This window comes from Luteirhabdus pelagi (assembly GCF_016827595.1).
In the GTDB taxonomy this organism is placed as follows: Bacteria; Bacteroidota; Bacteroidia; order Flavobacteriales; family Flavobacteriaceae; genus Luteirhabdus; species Luteirhabdus pelagi.
The window spans coordinates 539063-557621 of record NZ_JAECMS010000002.1 but is presented as its reverse complement, the minus strand read 5'-3'; the positions used below and the strand labels follow the sequence as shown (position 1 = coordinate 557621).

The window sequence follows — 18559 nt, the reverse complement described above, 5'->3', positions numbered from 1 at the left end:
ACATGCTATTTTTGTAGTAAAAAGAGAGATGCTTCGATTTTTTGCCAAATATAAATTCTTTGGCGTCGTACTATTGGTGCTTTCTGCCATTATCGTTACCATCATTTATCAAATCTACGATACTGATAGTACGTTTTTCAGTCCACAGAAAAAATTACCCATTTTTCAACCTTCAGAGGTAAATTCTGAATTGGTCGATACCACCGTTCAATACGTTAAAAAATACCACACCATATCCGATTTTTCACTGGTGAACCAAAATGGTGATACGATTACGGAAAAGAATTACGAGGGAAAAATATATGTCGCCGATTTCTTTTTCACTACTTGTCAGACCATCTGTCCTGTTATGACCGACCATATGTCGAAACTACAGGTGAAGCTTGAAGGCGATGAGGACGTTTTGTTGCTTTCCCATAGCGTAACGCCCGAAATAGACACCGTTGCTCAGTTAAAGCGTTATGCCATTGAAAAAGGCGTAAATGATTCTAAATGGAATTTGGTCACAGGCGATAAAAAACAGATCTACGATCTAGCCCGAAAATCGTATCTGGCTGCCAAGGATGTTCCCTACAACAAATACGATTTGGTACATACCGAAAACTTCGTGTTAGTCGATAAAAAGAAACGCATTCGCGGGTTTTATGACGGAACAGATCCTGAGTCGATTGAACAGATTCTTCGCGATATTAAAACATTGAAAGCTTCCGAATAAGGTGATAATAATCAGCTTGCTGTGTTAAAACTATTGGCAAGTGCCGATTTCCTTTCCTAGCTGCGCAATTTCCCTTACATTTGCATTGTTTAAAATCAATCTAAATAAACACAATGCCTACCATAGCGACTCTTAAGAAAGGCCAACGCGCCATTATCAAGGAATTTTCGGTGGAAGTCGTTCCCCTGAAGCTTCTCGAGATGGGCTGTTTGCCCGGAAATGAAGTGGCGTTGGTGCAGACCGCTCCCTTTCAGGATCCGTTGTACATAAATATTAATGGTAGTCACTTGGCCATTCGCAAGGAAACTGCGGCCAATATCGAAATAGAACTTCTCTAAATGGCCCGACAGATTAACGTAGCCCTTATTGGAAATCCCAATACCGGTAAAACCTCAGTATTTAACCGTCTGACTGGTTTAAACCAAAAGGTTGGAAATTATCCTGGGATTACGGTTGAAAAGAAACAAGGCGTTTGCAAACTGGATCGTGGCCTGAAAGCCCATATTATCGATCTTCCTGGAACCTATAGCTTGAATGCTTCTTCGGTAGATGAAAATGTGGTCATAGAATTGCTGCTGAACAAAAACGACAAGGATTATCCCGATGTAGCAGTGGTAGTCGCCGATGTAGAGAACTTAAAGCGAAATCTACTCCTTTTCACCCAAATAAAAGATTTGGGAATTCCTACGGTTCTAGCAATCAATATGGCCGATAGAATGAAGCGAAAGGCAATATCGTTGGATATTGAAGCCCTCGAAAAACAATTGGAGACCAAAATTGCGTTGGTCAGTTCTAGAAAAAATGAAGGTTTCGGCTATTTGAAAGAGTTGATTACCGATTACAACTTGCTTTCAACCAAGCCGTGTTTAAATGCTTCCTCCATTGCTCCGGAATACTTCGACCGACTGCGAACGGCTTTCCCCAAGCAGGACCTTTATAAACTTTGGTTGGTGATTACCCAAGACGTCAATTTCGGAAAATTAGATCGAAATGAATTGAAGGGCGTGGCCAGTTTTCAGACCGAGAGTGAAAGCAATCTAAAACGGCTTCAACAGAAGGAAACAATTGCGCGGTATCAATTCATCAATAACATATTGAAGGAGACCCTTACCATAGATACGGCTAATGCGAAGGACTTCCAGAGCCGACTAGACCGTATCCTAATGCATAAGGTTTGGGGGTATGTCATTTTCTTCGGAATTCTGTTGCTCATTTTTCAGGCGATATTCGATTGGAGTAGCTATCCGATGGACTTTATAGACAGCACCTTTGCTTCTTTAAGTGAATGGACCAAAAATGTGATGCCTCCGGGCGACTTCACCAATTTGATCGCTGAAGGAATCATTCCAGGATTGGGTGGAATTGTCATTTTTATTCCACAGATCGCGTTTCTGTTCCTATTCATTTCAATATTGGAAGAAAGCGGTTATATGAGTCGTGTGGTATTCCTGATGGATCGCGTGATGCGACGCTTCGGATTAAGTGGAAAAAGCGTCGTGCCCTTGGTTTCTGGAACGGCCTGTGCTATTCCTGCTATCATGGCGACACGAAATATCGAAAGCTGGAAAGAACGGCTTATCACGATTTTGGTCACTCCCTTTACCACCTGTTCGGCCCGACTACCGGTGTACCTGATTATCATCGCGCTGGTGATTCCCGAACAAGAAATTTTAGGAATTTTCAGCCTCCAGGGACTTACCTTGATGTTTATGTATATGCTGGGCTTTGCTGCCGCCATTGGTTCTGCATGGCTCTTAGATAAATATATGAAGATAAGGAGCAAAACCTTTTTCGTTATCGAAATGCCTCATTATAAGGTTCCGCTTTTCAAAAATGTGCTGATTACGGTAGTAGAGAAGACGAAATCGTTTGTGGTCGGTGCCGGAAAGATCATTTTAGCCATATCTATTATACTGTGGGTGTTGGCATCGTATGGGCCAGGTGATTTCAACAATGCCGAGGAAATCGTACGAACCGAGACGGCCGGTGAAACCCTTACCGAAGCAGAATTCGAGAATAAAGTAGCTTCCTTTAAATTGGAAAATTCCTATATAGGCTATATGGGAAAAGCGATTGAACCAGCGGTTCGTCCATTGGGCTACGATTGGAAAATAGGAATCGCTATTGTAAGCTCTTTTGCAGCACGCGAAGTATTTGTCGGAACGTTGGCTACGATATACAGCGTGGGTAGTGAAGAGGAAGAAACCATTAAAAACAGAATGGCCGCCGAAACCAATCCGGTTTTAGGCACGCCATTGTTTAATTTTGCAAGTGGTGTATCGCTGTTATTGTTTTATGCATTTGCCATGCAATGTATGAGTACGTTGGCGATTGTAAAAAAAGAAACCAATAGTTGGAAATGGCCTATGTGGCAATTGTTTGTGATGAGCGGAATTGCATATATAGTAGCCTTGGCAGCCTACCAATTCCTAAAATGATTTAGTATCTTTAAGAAAGATGAAAAAATTGTCAATCATATTATTAAGCAGCCTGTTTTTACTTCTTACAAATTGTAAGGAAGATGAGGAATGCACCGACATAGAACTTGCATTTACATCTTTGGAAGCAGAGTATGGCTGTACAAATACACCCTTCCAAATGAACATCGATTTAGAAGAGGACTTTACCATCATCTCGACTCAGGAAACGTTTGATACCTTGATAACGGGAAGTTGTACTCCTGAAATCGATTTTGATACTTATGATTTAATCATTGGGAAGAAGGCTTTGGGGAATGGCGTAGCCAGTATTTCATATGAAATGATTCAAGATTGTGAAGATGAAAGTATTGCGCTAACGGTAACCGTTGTGACCGATGATACCGAAATAGCTCCAAATATTACGTACCATGTATTGGTAAACAAACTTGAATTTGATGAGACTGTAAATGTTGAAGTAACCGTAAATTAAGAAGTATGCAAACGATTTTAGTGTTTATAACCTTTGCTTTGGCTGTTGGATTTCTGTTGAAGAAATTCATCTACGATCCTATTGTGGATAGTCGCAAAACCACCCCTATCGGAACTTTGGATGGCGGTAAAACCAAATGTGGAAAAAGTGATTGTGGTTGTCACTAACCAATGCTTTCAATGTATACATAGAGCGTATAAGTAATATCTTCTTTGGAAACCCCCATCACAGGATACGGATCGATTTTCATCGCTTTCAAAACGCTTTTCCCTTTTGAATATAGTTTGTGATTCTTTTCTTCCCCTGACTTCGTTTTTCCAAAAATAACAACTTGTTCAATTGCTTCTTCACCTTCTTCCTCTATCGAAACCAAGGCTCGAACGCGACCTTCCCATACACAAGTAGCATTTTCAGGACAGCGGGAATCTTCCAGCACTTCTTTGAATGTTATCGCGACGCCTTCAAAAGCCACTGTTTTGCCCAACGGAATTTTTACGGCAATTTTAGGAGGTGTAATCGGTTGTTCTTCTTGGGAAAAACCAACGAATGGCAAGAATAGAGCAAAGACGAAAAGAATAGCTTTCATAATTCAATTTTATATATGCTTAGGAAAATATAGTGCCAAAATACGAATAGATGACGGCTTTTGCTGAAATCATCCTCGAAATAGAAAAAAATCGTCTTTCATATGTTCGATTTTCTCATCGCGGTTGGTAATAATATATTCTAGCGCTAGTTCTGTAAATTCCAACCCCTTTTTAGTAAGGGAAACCACTCCTTCTTCAATGGTTATCATATTGTTGCGTTCGGCTAAATCGACCACCGTTTTACTGCGTACCCGTTGCCAATTGATATGTTCCTGCAGGTGATTAATATGACGTTCTTCCTTTTCCTGGTGATTGTTTAGGTGAAGCAAAAACGTTATTAACGAAACCTCCGTCCGTTGTTGACGTTGTCGGTACAATACTGAAATCAATCCCTTGCGTGGCGCAAAGAGGTAGGTCAATAGAAATATGATACCAAGAACAGTCGTCATAGAACCCGAAATGGAAGCATCTAACCAGTGTGCGGACCAATAGCCCAAAATTGCTGCCACTACTCCGAAGAGTACCGAAAGCCCCAACATTTTTTTCAAATCTTCCGTCAATAAATAGGCTGTTGCCGCAGGTGCAATCATTAGCGCGACGACCAAAATAGCGCCAACTGCTTCGAAAGCTCCAACGATAGTTATCGATGAAACCGACATCAAACCGTAATGCATAATGATAGGTGAAATACCTAATGCTGAAGACAAACCTGCGTCGAACGTACTTACCTTCAGTTCTTTGAAGAATAGAAACAATAAGACTAGGCTAATAAGCAGAACGACCCCCATCACCCAAAGCGATTTCGGACCAAAATCGATACCGTCAATCAGTAATCGGTCAAAAGGTGCAAAGGCCAATTCACCCAGCAAAACCGCATCCACATCCAAATGAACATCGTTAGCGTTCTTCGCAATTAAGATCACGCCAACACTGAACAAAGCTGGAAATACCAATCCAATGGCCGTATCTTCCTTTACCAAGCCTGTACTTTGGATTGCTTCCACCAGCACCACCGTCAAGATTCCCGTAATAGCTGCCAATATGATTAATAAAGGTGAATTTAGATCGTGCGTAATAAAAAAACCGATAACGATTCCTGGCAAAATCGAGTGACTGATAGCATCGCTGATCAAGGCCATTTTTCGAAGTACTAAGAATACGCCTGGAATAGCACAAGCAATAGCGACCACGGCGGCGATGAGTTGTATTTCAATTTGTGGCTCAGTCATGGGGCTTCTGTTGGTTATATAAATTTTCAGCGGTTTCGTAGCCTTTGGTCGTAAGTGACCAATTTTGGCCGTGAATTTCAATCCAATTCTTCTTTTCCAATTTGCGAAGCGTTCCTCTCGTAAAGCCTCGAAAATCATTTAAGATACGAACTGTATGCGGATGTGAAATATCCTTATGATTCTTCGCAATGCTATACATAAATTGCAAGGTCTTCTTCAACTCCAAATCCCTTCTATTCTGTCGAAACCGAATTTCGCGAAACAGCAAGCCTCGTCCAGGTGAAAACACAAATGAAAAGAATACAAAAACCGCGGCGACCAAAACGATGACCGGTCCCGTAGATAAATTATCCTGACTTGCACTTATTGCCGTTCCCACCACTCCTGAAAAGGCTCCAAAAATAGCGGCAAGCAAAATCATCATCGCCAGGCTGTTTGTCCACTGACGCGCAGCAGCTGCCGGTGCCAATAACATGGCACTCATCAATACAACTCCGACGGTTTGAAGCCCTAGCACAATAGCCAAAACAATAAAAAAGGTAATAAGAATGTCGATGAATTTGGTGTTGAAGCCCAAGGTCTGGGTAAACTCCGCATCGAACAATAGTATTTTAAACTCTTTCCAAAATAGCAGTAAAATGAATAGCGAAATAGCCGTAACGATAACCATCAGCCTCACGTCGCTTTCAACCAAGGTCGCGGCTTGACCGAAAAGGTATTTATCTAACCCCGCCTGATTTGCATTGGGCTGCTTCTGTATAAAAGTGAGCAACAGCATTCCGAAGCCAAAGAAGATGGAAAGTATCAGTCCCAAAGCGGTATCCGTCTTTAGGTGTGTTTTTGAAATCATCCCCCGAATCCAATAGGTTCCCACCAGACCACTGACCAAAGCGCCAATCAATAGTAGATTACTATCCTTGGTTCCGGTAAGCAAAAAAGCAATTGCAATACCGGGTAGGGCCGCATGTGAAATCGCATCGCCCAACAAACTCTGCTTTCGCAACACCGCAAAACTACCCAACATCCCACAAATCGCTCCCAATACCGCCGTTCCCAACGTAATAGTACGCAAGGTGTAGTCGGTGAAGACGAGCTCGAAATATTCTTGAATGGTCATTATTCTATTGGCTATAAGCTTTTTTGGAATTTGCTATTTGACTCTTGTTATTTGTTAATGGCCACTTTATAATTAATCCCATACGTTTTCGTGAGGTTATCGTCGTTGAAAATATCCTTCACTGGCCCCGTGGCTATTTTCTTAACATTCAAAAAAGTGACCCAATCGAAATATTCCGGAACGGTCTGTAAATCGTGATGCACAACGACTACTGTCTTACCCGCTTTGCGCAATTCCTTTAAAATATTGATGATTGCGATTTCAGTAGTGGCATCCACGCCCTGAAACGGTTCATCCATAAAATAGATGGCTGCATCCTGAACCAAGGCTCTTGCTAAGAAAACGCGTTGCTGCTGACCGCCACTCAACTGACTAATCTGTCTGTTTTTAAAAGAAAGCATTCCCACTTTTTCCAAAGCTTCTAAAGCTTCCTTTTTTTCCTTTTTTCCAGGTCGTTTTATCCATCCCAGTTTTCCATAGGTTCCCATCAACACTACATCGACGGCGGTCGTGGGGAAGTCCCAATCGACACTTCCCTTTTGCGGTACGTATCCAACCAGTTTCCGTTGCTCTTTGTAGGGTTTTCCATAAATAGCAACACTACCCGCAATGGGGTCAATAATTCCTAGAATGGCTTTGATCAGGGTTGATTTTCCTGCACCATTTGGCCCAACGATTGCCATTAGTACCCCTTCCGGTACCGTAAGGTCGATATCCCATAAGACCGGCTTATAATTATAGGCTACGGTGAGGTCATCTACCTGTATGGCTGGTTGTTGCTCTTTCATTTCAGTGCAGTTACGATGGTTTTCACGTTATAGCGAAACATCCCTATATAGGTTCCTTCCTCAGTATCGGGATTCCCAAGGGCATCGCTATACAGTGAACCACCGATTCGAACTTCATGGTTTTTTGAAAGCACCGCTTCCTGAAGCGCTTCTATCGTTCGCCTCGGAACCGAACTTTCTACGAAAATGGCGTTAATATCATTTTCAATAATGAAATCGGACATTTTTTGAACGTCTTGAACGCCAGCTTCAGTCGCTGTCGATAAACCCTGTAATCCTACTACTTCAAAATCGTACGCCTGACCAAAATAGTTGAAGGCATCATGGGCAGTGACCAAGATTCGTTTTTCCTTCGGAAGGGCTTCAATAATGCTAGTAATTTCAGTTTCCAGTTCATTTAGCGACTTTAGGTACGCTTCTTTATTCTGTTGAAACAATTCCTCATGCTCTGGCGCCTCCTCCGAAAGAACGCGCGCCGTTTCTTCAGCAAAAAATTTGAAATATTCAATATTGAACCAAACGTGCGGATCGTAGCTAGAAGCAAAATATTCGGAGCCAATCAATCCCTTTTTATCCAATCCTTCTGCCAAAGGGACTTGGCGCTTCCCTGAATTCTCCATTTTCTCGAATACTTCTACCAACTTCCCTTCTAGATGAAGTCCGTTGTAGAATACCACATCCGCCTGATACAATTTGTTCACATCGCCTTCACTTGCTTTATACAGGTGCGGATCTACACCAGCACCCATTAATCCGTTCACCGTAATGGCATCGCCACCGATATTTTTGACCAAATCGGTGATCATGGTCGTGGTGGTGACGACGTTCAGTTTTTCACCCTTGGAAGTATCATTCTTACAACCGGTGAAAATGGTAAATAGGAGTAAGAGTATCGTTATTTTTTTCATTTTCTAATTACTTTGGAAGTCTAAAACTGATACCTGCACTTAGCAGAATATCTTGTCCTTCTGTGATGCTGCTACCCACAGTAGCATCGAGTTGAATGTTGTTTTTAATGGCATAGGTGGCCCCGGCATCCCATAGATGATTTGCCTTTCCATTTTCGGGAAAATCTCCGTAAACCTCTGCATATAGCCCAAGCCTCTCGGTAACACTGTACCCATACGACAGCGTGTAGATGTAAGCGACGCCTTCAACCCCTTCGAACCATTGGGCTCCGATATTATATCCGATACTCGATTTTTCGGATAGGGTGTGTGCAAACGCAAAGCGAAAATCGGTTCCAGTGGTTTCAGGTCGATAATCGTCGGAAGCGGTGAAAGGAAGATACAAATGCCCGAGTAACGCAATCTGCGGAAGCCAACCGTCCTCTTCAGCAATAGCCACCTTTGCACCCGCCAAAAGCGGTGAAAATCCACTAAGTACATTCGGGGCTTCCATGCCGTTTGAAGAAAAGCGCGTTTCTTCAAAGCTCCACCCCAGACGCAGTTCGAGGTTATCGAACACTCCATAGCGAAGGAGGGTAGTGTTATAGCCCCATATTTCTGTTCTAAATTCGTTCTCTTCAAAACTTTCATAAAAGCCACCGGTTTCAACTTGAAGGAACCCTTTCGGCACTATGGATGCCGATTCTGTAGCATCGGGCCTATCGGTAACCATCTCGATACTATCATCATTTTCTTGAGCCTTGCTGTTTTCAGCAAAGAAAAAGAAGGTTCCTAAAAGCGTAAATAAGCTTCGGTAAAAGTTAGCTGGTTTGTACATATAAGTTTTCTGCAATTTTTTTTGAAATAAAGAATTGATCCTTTCCGACCAAAATCACCATGGAACCGTCGAAAAATTCTTTTCCAAGAACTCGGATTTTGGTCCCGATACTGATTTGCTTTTTGTCTAAATACTGAAGGAATTCGCCGCTCGACTCCTTGACCCCTACACAAACGCCCTGTTGGTTTTTCTGAAGCTCGGAAAGCAATTTTTTCTCGGTTCGCTTCATCTTCCCGTGTTTATCGGGGATAGGATCGCCATGTGGATCGAAATCGGGGTTGCCCAGAAAATTATCCAAGCGAGAGATCAATTCCTCGGAATGCACATGCTCCAATTGCTCTGCAATATCGTGCACCTGATCCCAGTGAAATTTGAGTTTTTCAACCAAAAACACCTCCCACAGACGGTGTTTTCGAATGACATTGGCAGCTATCTTTTGCCCTTGATCTGTAAGGGTTGTGCCTTTATACCGTTTGTAGGAAACCAGTCCTTTTTCACCCAACTTTTGAACCATATCGGTGACCGATGAAGGCTTTGTCTCCATCCTATCGGCAATGGCATTTGTGCTTACATCACCATTTAACTCCCGCTGCAAATGGTAAATCGCCTTTAAATAGTTTTCTTCCGCTAACGAATTCATAGGGCAAAGGTAAAATTATTTTTATACAAACCATTATTATTTTTTTAGCCTTGCCTAAATATGATAGATTTTTCTGTGTATTTTTATGCAATGGAACATCATGAGCCAACCTTGCATAAGTCTTTTTCCTTATCTAAAAGATTTGAGAATTATTTGGGTGAATTTGTATACGGCGGTATCGATGGTAGTGTTACCACCTTTGCCGTCGTTGCAGGTGCCGTGGGAGCTGGGCTGGATAGCGCTATCATAATTATCCTCGGTTTTGCAAACCTATTAGCCGACGGCTTATCGATGTCGATTGGTGCGTACTTATCCGCCAAAACCCAGCAGGACAGTTACGAAAAGCATAAAAAGATTGAATATTGGGAAGTCGATAACCTACCGGAAAAAGAACGGGAAGAAATCGAGGAAATCTATGCGGCGAAAGGGTTTGAAGGTGAATTACTTCAACAAGTGGTCGATACCATCACGGCAGATCGCGACCGCTGGGTCTCTGTTATGATGAAAGAAGAATTGAATATGGTTGAAGAAGAGCGATCACCCTTCTGGATTGGGTTTAGCACTTATGTTTCCTTTATTTTGATAGGGTTATTACCACTCCTATTATATGTGTGGGATTATTTTTCCGAATTGCAGCTCGATCTTTTCCTTTGGACTTCGGTTCTAACTGGTATCGGATTTTTATGTATCGGTATTTTGAAGGCGAAGGTTACCCAATCAAAGATGCTGAAAAGTATAGCCGAAACCCTGCTCTTAGGAGCAATCGCAGCCGTAGTAGCCTATTTTGTAGGGGATATTCTCGAGCAGCTTATTTCCTAGAATCTTCGCTCCTTTTGAAGCTGTTCATACGCTTCCTGAACTTTTCGGAACTTTTCTTCCGCCCCATTTCGATAGGCTTCATCCATATGCTGCAATTTATCCGGATGGTATTTTTTTACCATTTTTCGATAGGCGGCCTTTACTTCAGAATCGGTTGCCGTACGTTCAATTTCCAAAATTTTGTAGGCACTGTCAGGATTTTTGAAGAACATCGCCTTAATGCTTTCAAAATCGCGCGCATTAACTTGAAGAAAACCAGTAATTTCACGAATTTTTCGCACTTCAGGATCGCTTACATGGCCATCGGCATTCGCAATACTAAATAAGAAGTGAAGTACCTGAAGTCGCGATTCATACCGCATCCGTTGCCGTAAATAGGTACAGATACGGGCAAGGTTTATTTCCCGTTTTTTGATGACTTCATTAAACGTCCTGAACGTGGCATTGGCCCGCTCCCTTCCATAGGCTTGTACAAAATACTGCCGAACATAGTTAAGCTCGGTTTCATTCACCTTTCCATCGGCCTTAATAACCAAAGAAGCCAAAGAGAGTAGGTTCAGTTCGAAGTCGGCTGGAGACACACGTTGCGATTGCTGCTGTTGAAACATTCCACCAAAACTACTACCTCGTCTCGAGCCCAATAAATTGTCGAGAACACTTCCCAAGAAGAAACCGACCACCGCTCCGAAAAAGCGACCGTACATAAATCCGACTATAGCTCCAATCCAACGAATCATTCTGAAATAGTATCCTTTTTTAAAAACTGCTGCAAATATACATAAAGCGATTCCTTGAAACCGCCCTAAAACCATATCGATTTCCCGATTGCTTAGGAATTGGTATTTAGGAGATTTCAACCCTATTGGTTTTTAAAATATGTATCTTTGCATCAGAAAAATTTGCAACAACGATTATAAAAAATAACGCTATGTATCCACCAGAATTAGTAAAGCCAATGCGTGAAGATTTAACCAGCATCGGTTTTTCAGAATTATTCACAGCAGACGATGTAAACGAAGCTTTAAAGAAAGAAGGAACAACCTTAGTCGTGGTAAACTCGGTTTGTGGTTGTGCTGCAGCAAATGCGCGTCCAGGCGCAAGAATGAGCCTTCAGAATGCAAAAACGCCTTCTAATCTAGTGACGGTTTTTGCTGGTGTTGACCGTGAAGCTGTAGATGCCGCACGTTCACAAATGGTACCATTTCCACCAAGCTCTCCTTCCATGGCATTGTTCAAGGATGGCGAATTGGTGCATATGTTGGAACGTCACCATATCGAGGGACGTCCGGCCGAAGCCATTTCCGAAAATCTGAAAGCGGCATACGACGAATATTGCTAGTCGGCCAACGAAATAAATAATAGCAGAACCGTTTCCTAGAAATTAGGGAACGGTTTTTTACTTTTGATATACTGTGAAAACCGTTTCCAAAATATTGAGCTATCCGCTTTCGGTGATATTTTATATCCTTTTCGGATTCTTCTTGCTGCTTTTTGATCCTATTCAACGTATTTGCTTACGCGTTTTCGGCTATCAAGCCCATAAAAATAGTGTCGACTGGTTTAATCTGCTTATTGTTAGAAGCTTACATGTTCTAGGAACTACCTACGATGTTCGGGTTCATAGTAGCATTCCGAACAATGTTCCAATCATTATTGCAAGCAATCATCAAAGCATGTGGGACATTCCACCCATCATTTGGTTTCTTCGAAAGTATCATCCTAAATTCATTTCAAAAATTGAATTGGGCAAAAAGATCCCAACCATTTCCTATAACCTGAAATATGGTGGTTCTGTATTAATTGACCGTAAAAACCCGCAACAGGCAACCCAACAGATCCAAAAAATTGGTCGGTATATTCAGGAACATAAACGAAGTGTTGTCATTTTTCCCGAAGGAACACGCAGTCGCGACGGCGTACCGAAACCCTTTAAGCGAAAAGGGCTGCTGACCTTATTTAAAAACGCTCCCGATGCCCATGTTTTGCCGGTAAGTATTAGTCACTCATGGCGATTGCAACGTTTTGGCATGTTCCCCATTCCTATCGGAACGCACCTCATCTTTATCGTACATCCTTCGCTCAAGGTTTCAGAATATGAACCCGATGCCCTTATCAACGAAGTAGAAGCGACGGTAAAATCGCATATCGACCTCAATTAATTATGAAGCATTCTTCCCTTATTGAAAATACCATCAATTTTGTAAAGGATGCATTGGCTACTGCTGAAGGCGGGCATGATTGGTTTCACATCGAACGTGTGTTTAAAAATGCGAAACGTATTCTTCAGGAGGAGCAAGCTGATGAAGCCATCGTCTTGCTTGGCGCCTTGCTTCACGACATCGCTGACAGTAAATTTTATGAAGGCCACGAAAGTGTTGGCCCCAGAAAAGCCAGACATTTTCTGGAGGCGGAGAATGTTTCAGAAGCAAGCATTCAACATATCGAAAATATCATTCGCTATGTTTCCTTTAAGGGAGGAAATCAAGAAAGTACGTTTCAATCGAAGGAACTGGAAATCGTTCAGGATGCCGATCGATTGGATGCGCTTGGTGCCATTGGCATTGCACGGACCTTTAATTATGGTGGCTATAAAAATCGAAAACTGTACGATCCTTCCATTTCACCCAAATTGGATATGACGCCTTCAGAATATAAAAAATCGACTGCTCCTACGATCAATCATTTCTATGAAAAATTAATGTTGTTGAAAGATCGGATGAATACCGAAACAGGCAGAAGGCTGGCAGAACAACGGCATGCCTTTATGGAAACCTATCTCGAACAATTTTATGGGGAATGGAACGGTGAACGGTGACTAAAACAGCTTCATCTGTGGATTTTTTAATTGAAGGTAATGCGATGTATTCATGGAAAAGCCTTCTATTTTTGAAAAGTACTTCCGTTTGGCTACCGCCATGGTTTCATGCAGCTGTTCGGCAAGGGTTCCAGAACCCTTTATACGTCTTCCCCACTCACTATCGTACAACTTTCCACCATGACATTCCGCAATCTGATTCAGAATGCGCTCGGCGCGATCGGGAATGGTTTTATACGCCCAATCCCTAAAAATTTCTGCTATTTGTCCGTTTAATCGAACCACCGTGAAGCTAACATCCTGCGCACCGGCATCGGCAACGGTCTTCACCAAAGGCAAAATCTCGTGGCTGTTGAGCGAGGGAATTATTGGCGCCATCATCACCCGAACGGGGATGCCATTACTCGACAATGTTTCAACAGCCTTTAGCCGTTGTTTTATGGTTGCGGTTCTGGGTTCGAGTAAGCGCCGGGTTTTCTCTGAAAGGGAAGTGATGGAAAGATTCACTGCTGCACAATTCAAATGTGCCAATTCCTTCAATACATCCAAATCGCGAAGTACCAGCGCATTTTTTGTGATGATACCTGTGGGATGCTTCCACTTCAACATTACCTCCAAGCATTTTCGGGTTATTTGAAGTTTCCGCTCAATAGGTTGATAGCAATCGGTATTACCAGAAAACACAATAGTATCGCCTTCCCAACTTTTCGAACGTAATTTCGCCTCCAATAATTCCGGTGCGTTTTTCTTCACCAAAATATTCCTTTCAAAATCGAGTCCGGCACCATACCCCCAATATTCATGACTGTTTCGGGCATAGCAATACACACAACCATGCTCGCAACCTTGATATGGATTGGCAGAATACCCCATTCCCACGTCGGGACTCGTCACTTTATTCACGAAGGTCTTAGGAAATACTTCTAAGTAGTTTGTTTTGTTAGTATCCGCTTCTTCGCCCTCGGCTTCGCAGTAATTCAAAAAATCGTCCCGCAACTCATGCGAAAGCGAATCAAACCTATTATGAATACGCTGCTGCGCTCCGCGGCCTTTAAGGGAATTGGACATAAAAAATACCTTTGAAGAAAGATCAAAGGTATTCATTTATTAGGATTATTTCCTTTTTAATCTGGAATTATTCCAGTATTATTTTGAATAATTGAGGGAAACCATTCTTAGAGGTTTCAACTAATAGGGTATTGTTGTTCAATTGTTTTGCAAAATGAAACTCAAAATTCCAATTCCTTATGTAGGAATTAAAGATTGCATTCGTACTTTTTATTCCGTCTTTTGTAATTATAGTATGATAAATACGTGCCAAATCATCATTGTCCACATATTCAACTCTTCCAGCGTCTAACTGCTCTTCGCTTTTAGCGTTAAAGAATAAGTGATGCTCATCTGGCCTATGAAGTCCCGCAAATGAATTTAATGGCACTTCATCCCAATCGCTTGTTGCCGTTGATTTTTTGATACCTCTTGCCATAGTTAAGGCGCCATCGCTCCCTAATCGTAATAAGATGATATCTCCGTAAAAACAGGAAAAAGACATGTTCCGATCTCCGATTGTAATGAAGAATTGCTCCAATTCGATTACAATATCATTGTTTGAAAGAACAGTCAAATCCCTAGGGATATAACCATATACGCCCGCTTTATCCATACTATCCCTACCGGTAATAGCATTGATTATTTTGCCTCCTACATCTCTATTTTTTGGCGCGATATCTTCCATCAAATCTGAAGAGAATTTTGTGGTAGAGCTATTTATAATCTCAAATGATTTCGCATCCAAATCATATCTTATAATCCCGGTCTTTCCCGTCAGATTAAAGCTATTTGAGGTGTCTTCAGCATATAGACCAACACAGAAAATTTGATCGTTTTTAATTGCCAGACTCATATGAGCCACAAATTTTTCTTCTAATTCTAAACGGATATCCGCTTTTCCAACCGGTGAAGCTTTGATCAATTTATAAGAATAATCCGGAAGGTCATTTTTCCTTTCTCTGCCGAACACCTTTTTATAGCTTTTTGTAAGGACAAAAGCATTTCCTTGATCGTCTATCTCCACTTCATGAAATTTAGAAATTGATACCGGAATGCTTCTAGAGCTATCTTCATTGGTAACATTCAACGTATGAGAATGTAAGTTCTTAAAGTCTACGTTGAAAATCGACATCTCCAATAAATTGGATTTCTCTTCTTTTACAAATAGATTAACACCTACATACTGCTTGTTTTCAGACACCACTACACTTCCGAAGGAGAAAGAGTCGTGAATATTATATTCTGGTTCTTTCCGAATCCCGAAATGGTCGTATTTATCTATTCGTGAACGATCTACTTCGAGAAGTTTGGTTTCGGAAAAGCTGATATTATCAATAGGCGATGTTATGGCATAAAAGGCATAACTTTTTTCTTTTCTAAGGTATCTAAAGTCGATTAGAACTATTTTGCCGTCACGCAAATACATTTTTTGCAAATCGCTTTTATCTACCTCAATAACACCTCTAGAGATAAGTTCAAGATTCTTGTCATAGGTTTCCACATAATATCCTAAAGGTCTGGAATAACGTGATAGAAAGTTTCGGACAACCACGATCTTGTCATTAACAGTTTCTTCAGCGAAAAGCAGTGTTGTTTTATGCTCATCTTCAAAAACTTTGCTTTGAATAATAGATGGTTCTTGTGCATATAGAAAACCAGTGCTAATTATCGAGATAAGTAGCAGAATTGTGTACTTCATTTTAAATTTCGATTATTTTTTAAAGCCTGTAAAATAGGCATTGTAAGGCGATAATACCAAAACTAAAGTCCTTCCGCAATGTCCTGAAAATATTCTAATAGCAATTATTGCCCAGGAAAATTAGCTTTCCGTTTCTCTAAAAATGCACTGGTACCTTCCTTAAAATCGGCCGTCCCAAAACACTTCCCGAACTCAGTAATTTCGGTTTCATAACCGTTTTCACCTTCTTCGAAACCAGCATTTATGGCATTGATTGCTGAAGCAATGGCAACGGAAGAATTCTTCATTATTTTTCGGGCAATCTTTTCGGTAAACTCCATGAGTTCGCCAAGTTCGGTTACATGATTTACCAAGCCGTACTGTAGCGCTTGGGTAGCATCAATCATTCCCGCCGTCATGATCATTTCCATCGCACGGCCCTTTCCTACCAATTCTGGAAGTCGTTGGGTTCCACCATAGCCTGGTATAACGCCTAAGGATACTTCAGGTAATCCCATTTTGGCAGTATCGCTTGCCGTACGGAAATGGGCTGCCATGGCTAACTCCAGTCCGCCACCTAAGGCAAAACCATTTACGGCTGCGATAACGGGAGTAGATAGATGTTCCACAAAATCGAAGAGTGTGGCATGCCCTTTCGCGGACAGTTCTTGTCCTTGTGACACCGAATAATCGGCAAATTCGCTGATATCCGCTCCAGCAACAAAAGCTTTTTCCCCAGAACCGGTAACGATGATCACTTTCACCGCATCGTCATCGTCCGCTTTTTTGAACGCCTTATGAAGTTCAGCGATGGTTTCCTGGTTTAAAGCATTTAATTTTTTTGGTCGATTGATGGTAATCGTAGCAAGTCCATCATTTGTTTTATACAGTAGGTTGCTGTAGCTCATAGTGTTTCAATTTTTCTTTTGGCTACAAAAATACGCATTTAAAGGCAGAAACTACTTTGGAAAGCGTACCGTGAAGACTGTTCCTTTGTCGGCTGCGGAGCTCACGCTAATACTACCGCCATAGGTTTCAACAATATTTTTGACCATCGCTAGCCCTAATCCCATACCACTAGACTTTGTCGTAAACTTAGGTTCGAAGACTTTTTCAAGATTCTCTTCTGCAATACCGATACCGTTATCGGCCACTAGGACTGCAACCATTTTCGATTCCGACACGACAGAAACTTCAACCCGTGGATCGGGAGTTTCAGCCTGTTCAATAGCTTGGATACTGTTTTTTACAAGGTTCGTTATAACACGTATCAATTGTGTACGATCGAATTTGGCGATAATCTCATCCTCTTCAGAATGAAAATAGATATACGATTCATTAAAAATGTCCAACGCCAATTTCGTAATCTTTACCACATTCAAGGTTTCATCTTGCTGCGCAGGCATTTTCGCATAATTTGAAAAGGCTGATGCAATACTGCTCATGGTATCGATTTGCTGAATAAGCGTGTTGCTGTACTCGCGCAATTTGCTTTCCACCTCGGGATCGTTTCTATCGAACTTCCGTTCAAAACTCTGTACCGTAAGTCGCATAGGCGTCAACGGATTCTTGATTTCATGCGCCACCTGTTTCGCCATTTCGCGCCACGCCGCTTCCCGTTCACTGGCCGCCAGTTTTGCGGCACTATTCTCTAGCTTGTCGATCATACTATTGTAAGCAGTTACCACTGTCGCAATTTCCTCGGTGGTATTCTGAATATAGATGCGCTTATTTTTCTTATCGAGTCTTGTTTCATTAATCTTATCGCTAATCTCGTTTAAGGAGCGCGTAATATATTTTGAAAGGAAATACGCCAATACAATAGCCACGATAAGCATCACTAAATAGGCTGCTCCCAAACGCGAAAGGTATTCATTCATCTCTTTGTTGATGAAATCATCGTCCTCGATATACGGTAGATTCAGAATCGCCAACGGCTTGAAATAATTGTCGGTGATATAGGAATACGACGACTGATAATCTTGGCCGGCCTCTTCAAATTTTTCCACGAAACGTTTGTCTTGAGCCGTGCGAATAGCCTGTAAAGCATAGTCCGGCATTTTTTGGATGGTGGAATCCCTGATGAAGCTTGCTTTGGACGACTTCAACAAATTACCATCCAAATCGTATAGGTATAATTCAAGGTTATGGATTTCCTTAATCTTATAGATTTCATCCTTAAATATGAGGGGAATTTTACCAGTTTCAACCGGATAGGTCGTCTTTTCGAGTACATACTGAATATTCTCCCGAATAGCGGCTTCCTTTCGCTGTAAACGCTCGCGATGATAATCCTTTGCTTCCTCCCGATATTGATATACCGTTACAGCCGCAATAAGAATAGAGGCCAACAACACCAATAAAATCATGGAGAAGAAAATCCTGTTACGAAGAGACTTGGTATAAAAGGCCACGTGTAATTTTTGAAGAAAGATAGCAATTATTGCGCCAAAGCATTTTTATATTTTGATTTCTTCCGCCCTTGA

21 protein-coding genes are annotated in these 18559 nt (G+C 41.6%); 9 read left to right on the top strand and 12 right to left on the bottom strand.

What is annotated here, in order from left to right:
• Positions 1-28 precede the first annotated feature (28 nt).
• The 5 genes from I4Q58_RS07365 (at position 29) to I4Q58_RS07345 (ending at position 3792) form a co-directional block, all read left to right on the top strand.
• Positions 29-715: an SCO family protein gene (locus I4Q58_RS07365; RefSeq protein WP_203295243.1), complete on the top strand. Its 687-nt coding sequence runs from the start codon at positions 29-31 to the stop codon at positions 713-715.
• A 113-nt stretch (positions 716-828) separates the two neighbouring features.
• Complete coding sequence (locus tag I4Q58_RS07360) at positions 829-1053, top strand: FeoA family protein (RefSeq protein WP_203295242.1); 225 nt, start codon at positions 829-831, stop codon at positions 1051-1053.
• Entirely contained in the window at positions 1054-3153 is a 2100-nt protein-coding gene (feoB, locus tag I4Q58_RS07355) for a ferrous iron transport protein B (RefSeq protein WP_203295241.1), read from the top strand.
• Positions 3154-3172: 19 nt separating this feature from the next.
• Entirely contained in the window at positions 3173-3625 is a 453-nt protein-coding gene (locus tag I4Q58_RS07350; protein WP_203295240.1) for a hypothetical protein, read from the top strand.
• A 5-nt stretch (positions 3626-3630) separates the two neighbouring features.
• Entirely contained in the window at positions 3631-3792 is a 162-nt protein-coding gene (locus tag I4Q58_RS07345; protein WP_203295239.1) for a hypothetical protein, read from the top strand.
• Here the strand turns inward: I4Q58_RS07345 and I4Q58_RS07340 are convergent.
• From I4Q58_RS07340 to I4Q58_RS07310, 7 genes are all read right to left on the bottom strand, one after another.
• Complete coding sequence (locus I4Q58_RS07340; protein WP_203295238.1) at positions 3789-4211, bottom strand: hypothetical protein; 423 nt, start codon at positions 4209-4211, stop codon at positions 3789-3791. The two genes, I4Q58_RS07345 and I4Q58_RS07340, sit on opposite strands and share 4 nt — an antisense overlap.
• A gap of 69 nt (positions 4212-4280) precedes the next feature.
• Positions 4281-5441, bottom strand: coding sequence for a metal ABC transporter permease (locus tag I4Q58_RS07335; RefSeq protein ID WP_203295237.1), 1161 nt, complete (start codon positions 5439-5441; stop codon positions 4281-4283).
• The gene (locus I4Q58_RS07330; RefSeq protein WP_203295236.1) at positions 5434-6558 is read right to left on the bottom strand and encodes a metal ABC transporter permease; all 1125 of its coding nucleotides are present in this window, start codon (positions 6556-6558) and stop codon (positions 5434-5436) included. Before I4Q58_RS07330 ends, I4Q58_RS07335 begins: the two co-directional genes overlap by 8 nt.
• A 47-nt stretch (positions 6559-6605) precedes the next feature.
• Entirely contained in the window at positions 6606-7346 is a 741-nt protein-coding gene (locus I4Q58_RS07325) for a metal ABC transporter ATP-binding protein (RefSeq protein WP_203295235.1), read from the bottom strand.
• Complete coding sequence (locus tag I4Q58_RS07320; protein WP_203295234.1) at positions 7343-8254, bottom strand: metal ABC transporter solute-binding protein, Zn/Mn family; 912 nt, start codon at positions 8252-8254, stop codon at positions 7343-7345. The genes I4Q58_RS07325 and I4Q58_RS07320 overlap by 4 nt, the downstream gene beginning before the upstream one ends.
• A gap of 7 nt (positions 8255-8261) precedes the next feature.
• Entirely contained in the window at positions 8262-9071 is an 810-nt protein-coding gene (locus I4Q58_RS07315; protein ID WP_203295233.1) for a transporter, read from the bottom strand.
• Positions 9055-9711: a metal-dependent transcriptional regulator gene (locus tag I4Q58_RS07310; protein ID WP_203295232.1), complete on the bottom strand. Its 657-nt coding sequence runs from the start codon at positions 9709-9711 to the stop codon at positions 9055-9057. The genes I4Q58_RS07315 and I4Q58_RS07310 overlap by 17 nt, the downstream gene beginning before the upstream one ends.
• Before the next feature lie 60 nt (positions 9712-9771).
• On the opposite strand from I4Q58_RS07310, the gene I4Q58_RS07305 reads away from it, so the two are divergent.
• Positions 9772-10530 (top strand): VIT1/CCC1 transporter family protein, encoded by a 759-nt coding sequence (locus I4Q58_RS07305; protein WP_236002855.1) that lies wholly within the window; start codon positions 9772-9774, stop codon positions 10528-10530.
• Here the strand turns inward: I4Q58_RS07305 and I4Q58_RS07300 are convergent.
• The gene (locus I4Q58_RS07300; protein WP_203295571.1) at positions 10527-11267 is read right to left on the bottom strand and encodes a TerB family tellurite resistance protein; all 741 of its coding nucleotides are present in this window, start codon (positions 11265-11267) and stop codon (positions 10527-10529) included. The two genes, I4Q58_RS07305 and I4Q58_RS07300, sit on opposite strands and share 4 nt — an antisense overlap.
• A 191-nt stretch (positions 11268-11458) precedes the next feature.
• On the opposite strand from I4Q58_RS07300, the gene I4Q58_RS07295 reads away from it, so the two are divergent.
• The 3 genes from I4Q58_RS07295 (at position 11459) to I4Q58_RS07285 (ending at position 13345) form a co-directional block, all read left to right on the top strand.
• Positions 11459-11869 (top strand): BrxA/BrxB family bacilliredoxin, encoded by a 411-nt coding sequence (locus I4Q58_RS07295; protein ID WP_203295231.1) that lies wholly within the window; start codon positions 11459-11461, stop codon positions 11867-11869.
• A gap of 73 nt (positions 11870-11942) precedes the next feature.
• Positions 11943-12689 (top strand): lysophospholipid acyltransferase family protein, encoded by a 747-nt coding sequence (locus I4Q58_RS07290; protein WP_203295230.1) that lies wholly within the window; start codon positions 11943-11945, stop codon positions 12687-12689.
• 2 nt (positions 12690-12691) lie between these two features.
• Complete coding sequence (locus I4Q58_RS07285; protein WP_203295229.1) at positions 12692-13345, top strand: HD domain-containing protein; 654 nt, start codon at positions 12692-12694, stop codon at positions 13343-13345.
• Here the strand turns inward: I4Q58_RS07285 and I4Q58_RS07280 are convergent, their stop codons facing one another.
• The 4 genes from I4Q58_RS07280 to I4Q58_RS07265 form a co-directional block, all read right to left on the bottom strand.
• On the bottom strand, positions 13346-14449 hold the full coding sequence (locus I4Q58_RS07280) for a PA0069 family radical SAM protein (RefSeq protein WP_394369326.1): 1104 nt from the start codon (positions 14447-14449) through the stop codon (positions 13346-13348). It abuts the gene before it with no gap.
• 31 nt (positions 14450-14480) lie between these two features.
• A complete protein-coding gene (locus I4Q58_RS07275) occupies positions 14481-16094 on the bottom strand; it encodes a hypothetical protein (protein WP_203295228.1) in 1614 nt (537 codons plus the stop codon).
• Positions 16095-16198: 104 nt separating this feature from the next.
• Positions 16199-16981 carry an enoyl-CoA hydratase/isomerase family protein gene (locus I4Q58_RS07270; protein WP_203295227.1) on the bottom strand — a complete coding sequence of 261 codons (783 nt, stop codon included), beginning with the start codon at positions 16979-16981 and terminating at the stop codon, positions 16199-16201.
• Between the two features lie 51 nt (positions 16982-17032).
• A complete protein-coding gene (locus I4Q58_RS07265; protein WP_203295226.1) occupies positions 17033-18442 on the bottom strand; it encodes a sensor histidine kinase in 1410 nt (469 codons plus the stop codon).
• Positions 18443-18559 lie beyond the last annotated feature (117 nt).

Bases quoted from the DNA above. Each gene is read 5' to 3' on its own strand.
- I4Q58_RS07365 (WP_203295243.1), top strand. From the start codon at position 29: ATGCTTCGATTTTTTGCCAAATATAAATTCTTTGGCGTCGTACTATTG.
- I4Q58_RS07360 (WP_203295242.1), top strand. From the start codon at position 829: ATGCCTACCATAGCGACTCTTAAGAAAGGCCAACGCGCCATTATCAAG.
- feoB (WP_203295241.1), top strand. From the start codon at position 1,054: ATGGCCCGACAGATTAACGTAGCCCTTATTGGAAATCCCAATACCGGT.
- I4Q58_RS07350 (WP_203295240.1), top strand. From the start codon at position 3,173: ATGAAAAAATTGTCAATCATATTATTAAGCAGCCTGTTTTTACTTCTT.
- I4Q58_RS07345 (WP_203295239.1), top strand. From the start codon at position 3,631: ATGCAAACGATTTTAGTGTTTATAACCTTTGCTTTGGCTGTTGGATTT.
- I4Q58_RS07340 (WP_203295238.1), bottom strand. From the start codon at position 4,211: ATGAAAGCTATTCTTTTCGTCTTTGCTCTATTCTTGCCATTCGTTGGT.
- I4Q58_RS07335 (WP_203295237.1), bottom strand. From the start codon at position 5,441: ATGACTGAGCCACAAATTGAAATACAACTCATCGCCGCCGTGGTCGCT.
- I4Q58_RS07330 (WP_203295236.1), bottom strand. From the start codon at position 6,558: ATGACCATTCAAGAATATTTCGAGCTCGTCTTCACCGACTACACCTTG.
- I4Q58_RS07325 (WP_203295235.1), bottom strand. From the start codon at position 7,346: ATGAAAGAGCAACAACCAGCCATACAGGTAGATGACCTCACCGTAGCC.
- I4Q58_RS07320 (WP_203295234.1), bottom strand. From the start codon at position 8,254: ATGAAAAAAATAACGATACTCTTACTCCTATTTACCATTTTCACCGGT.
- I4Q58_RS07315 (WP_203295233.1), bottom strand. From the start codon at position 9,071: ATGTACAAACCAGCTAACTTTTACCGAAGCTTATTTACGCTTTTAGGA.
- I4Q58_RS07310 (WP_203295232.1), bottom strand. From the start codon at position 9,711: ATGAATTCGTTAGCGGAAGAAAACTATTTAAAGGCGATTTACCATTTG.
- I4Q58_RS07305 (WP_236002855.1), top strand. From the start codon at position 9,772: ATGATAGATTTTTCTGTGTATTTTTATGCAATGGAACATCATGAGCCA.
- I4Q58_RS07300 (WP_203295571.1), bottom strand. From the start codon at position 11,267: ATGATTCGTTGGATTGGAGCTATAGTCGGATTTATGTACGGTCGCTTT.
- I4Q58_RS07295 (WP_203295231.1), top strand. From the start codon at position 11,459: ATGTATCCACCAGAATTAGTAAAGCCAATGCGTGAAGATTTAACCAGC.
- I4Q58_RS07285 (WP_203295229.1), top strand. From the start codon at position 12,692: ATGAAGCATTCTTCCCTTATTGAAAATACCATCAATTTTGTAAAGGAT.
- I4Q58_RS07280 (WP_394369326.1), bottom strand. From the start codon at position 14,449: ATGAATACCTTTGATCTTTCTTCAAAGGTATTTTTTATGTCCAATTCC.
- I4Q58_RS07275 (WP_203295228.1), bottom strand. From the start codon at position 16,094: ATGAAGTACACAATTCTGCTACTTATCTCGATAATTAGCACTGGTTTT.
- I4Q58_RS07270 (WP_203295227.1), bottom strand. From the start codon at position 16,981: ATGAGCTACAGCAACCTACTGTATAAAACAAATGATGGACTTGCTACG.
- I4Q58_RS07265 (WP_203295226.1), bottom strand. From the start codon at position 18,442: ATGATTTTATTGGTGTTGTTGGCCTCTATTCTTATTGCGGCTGTAACG.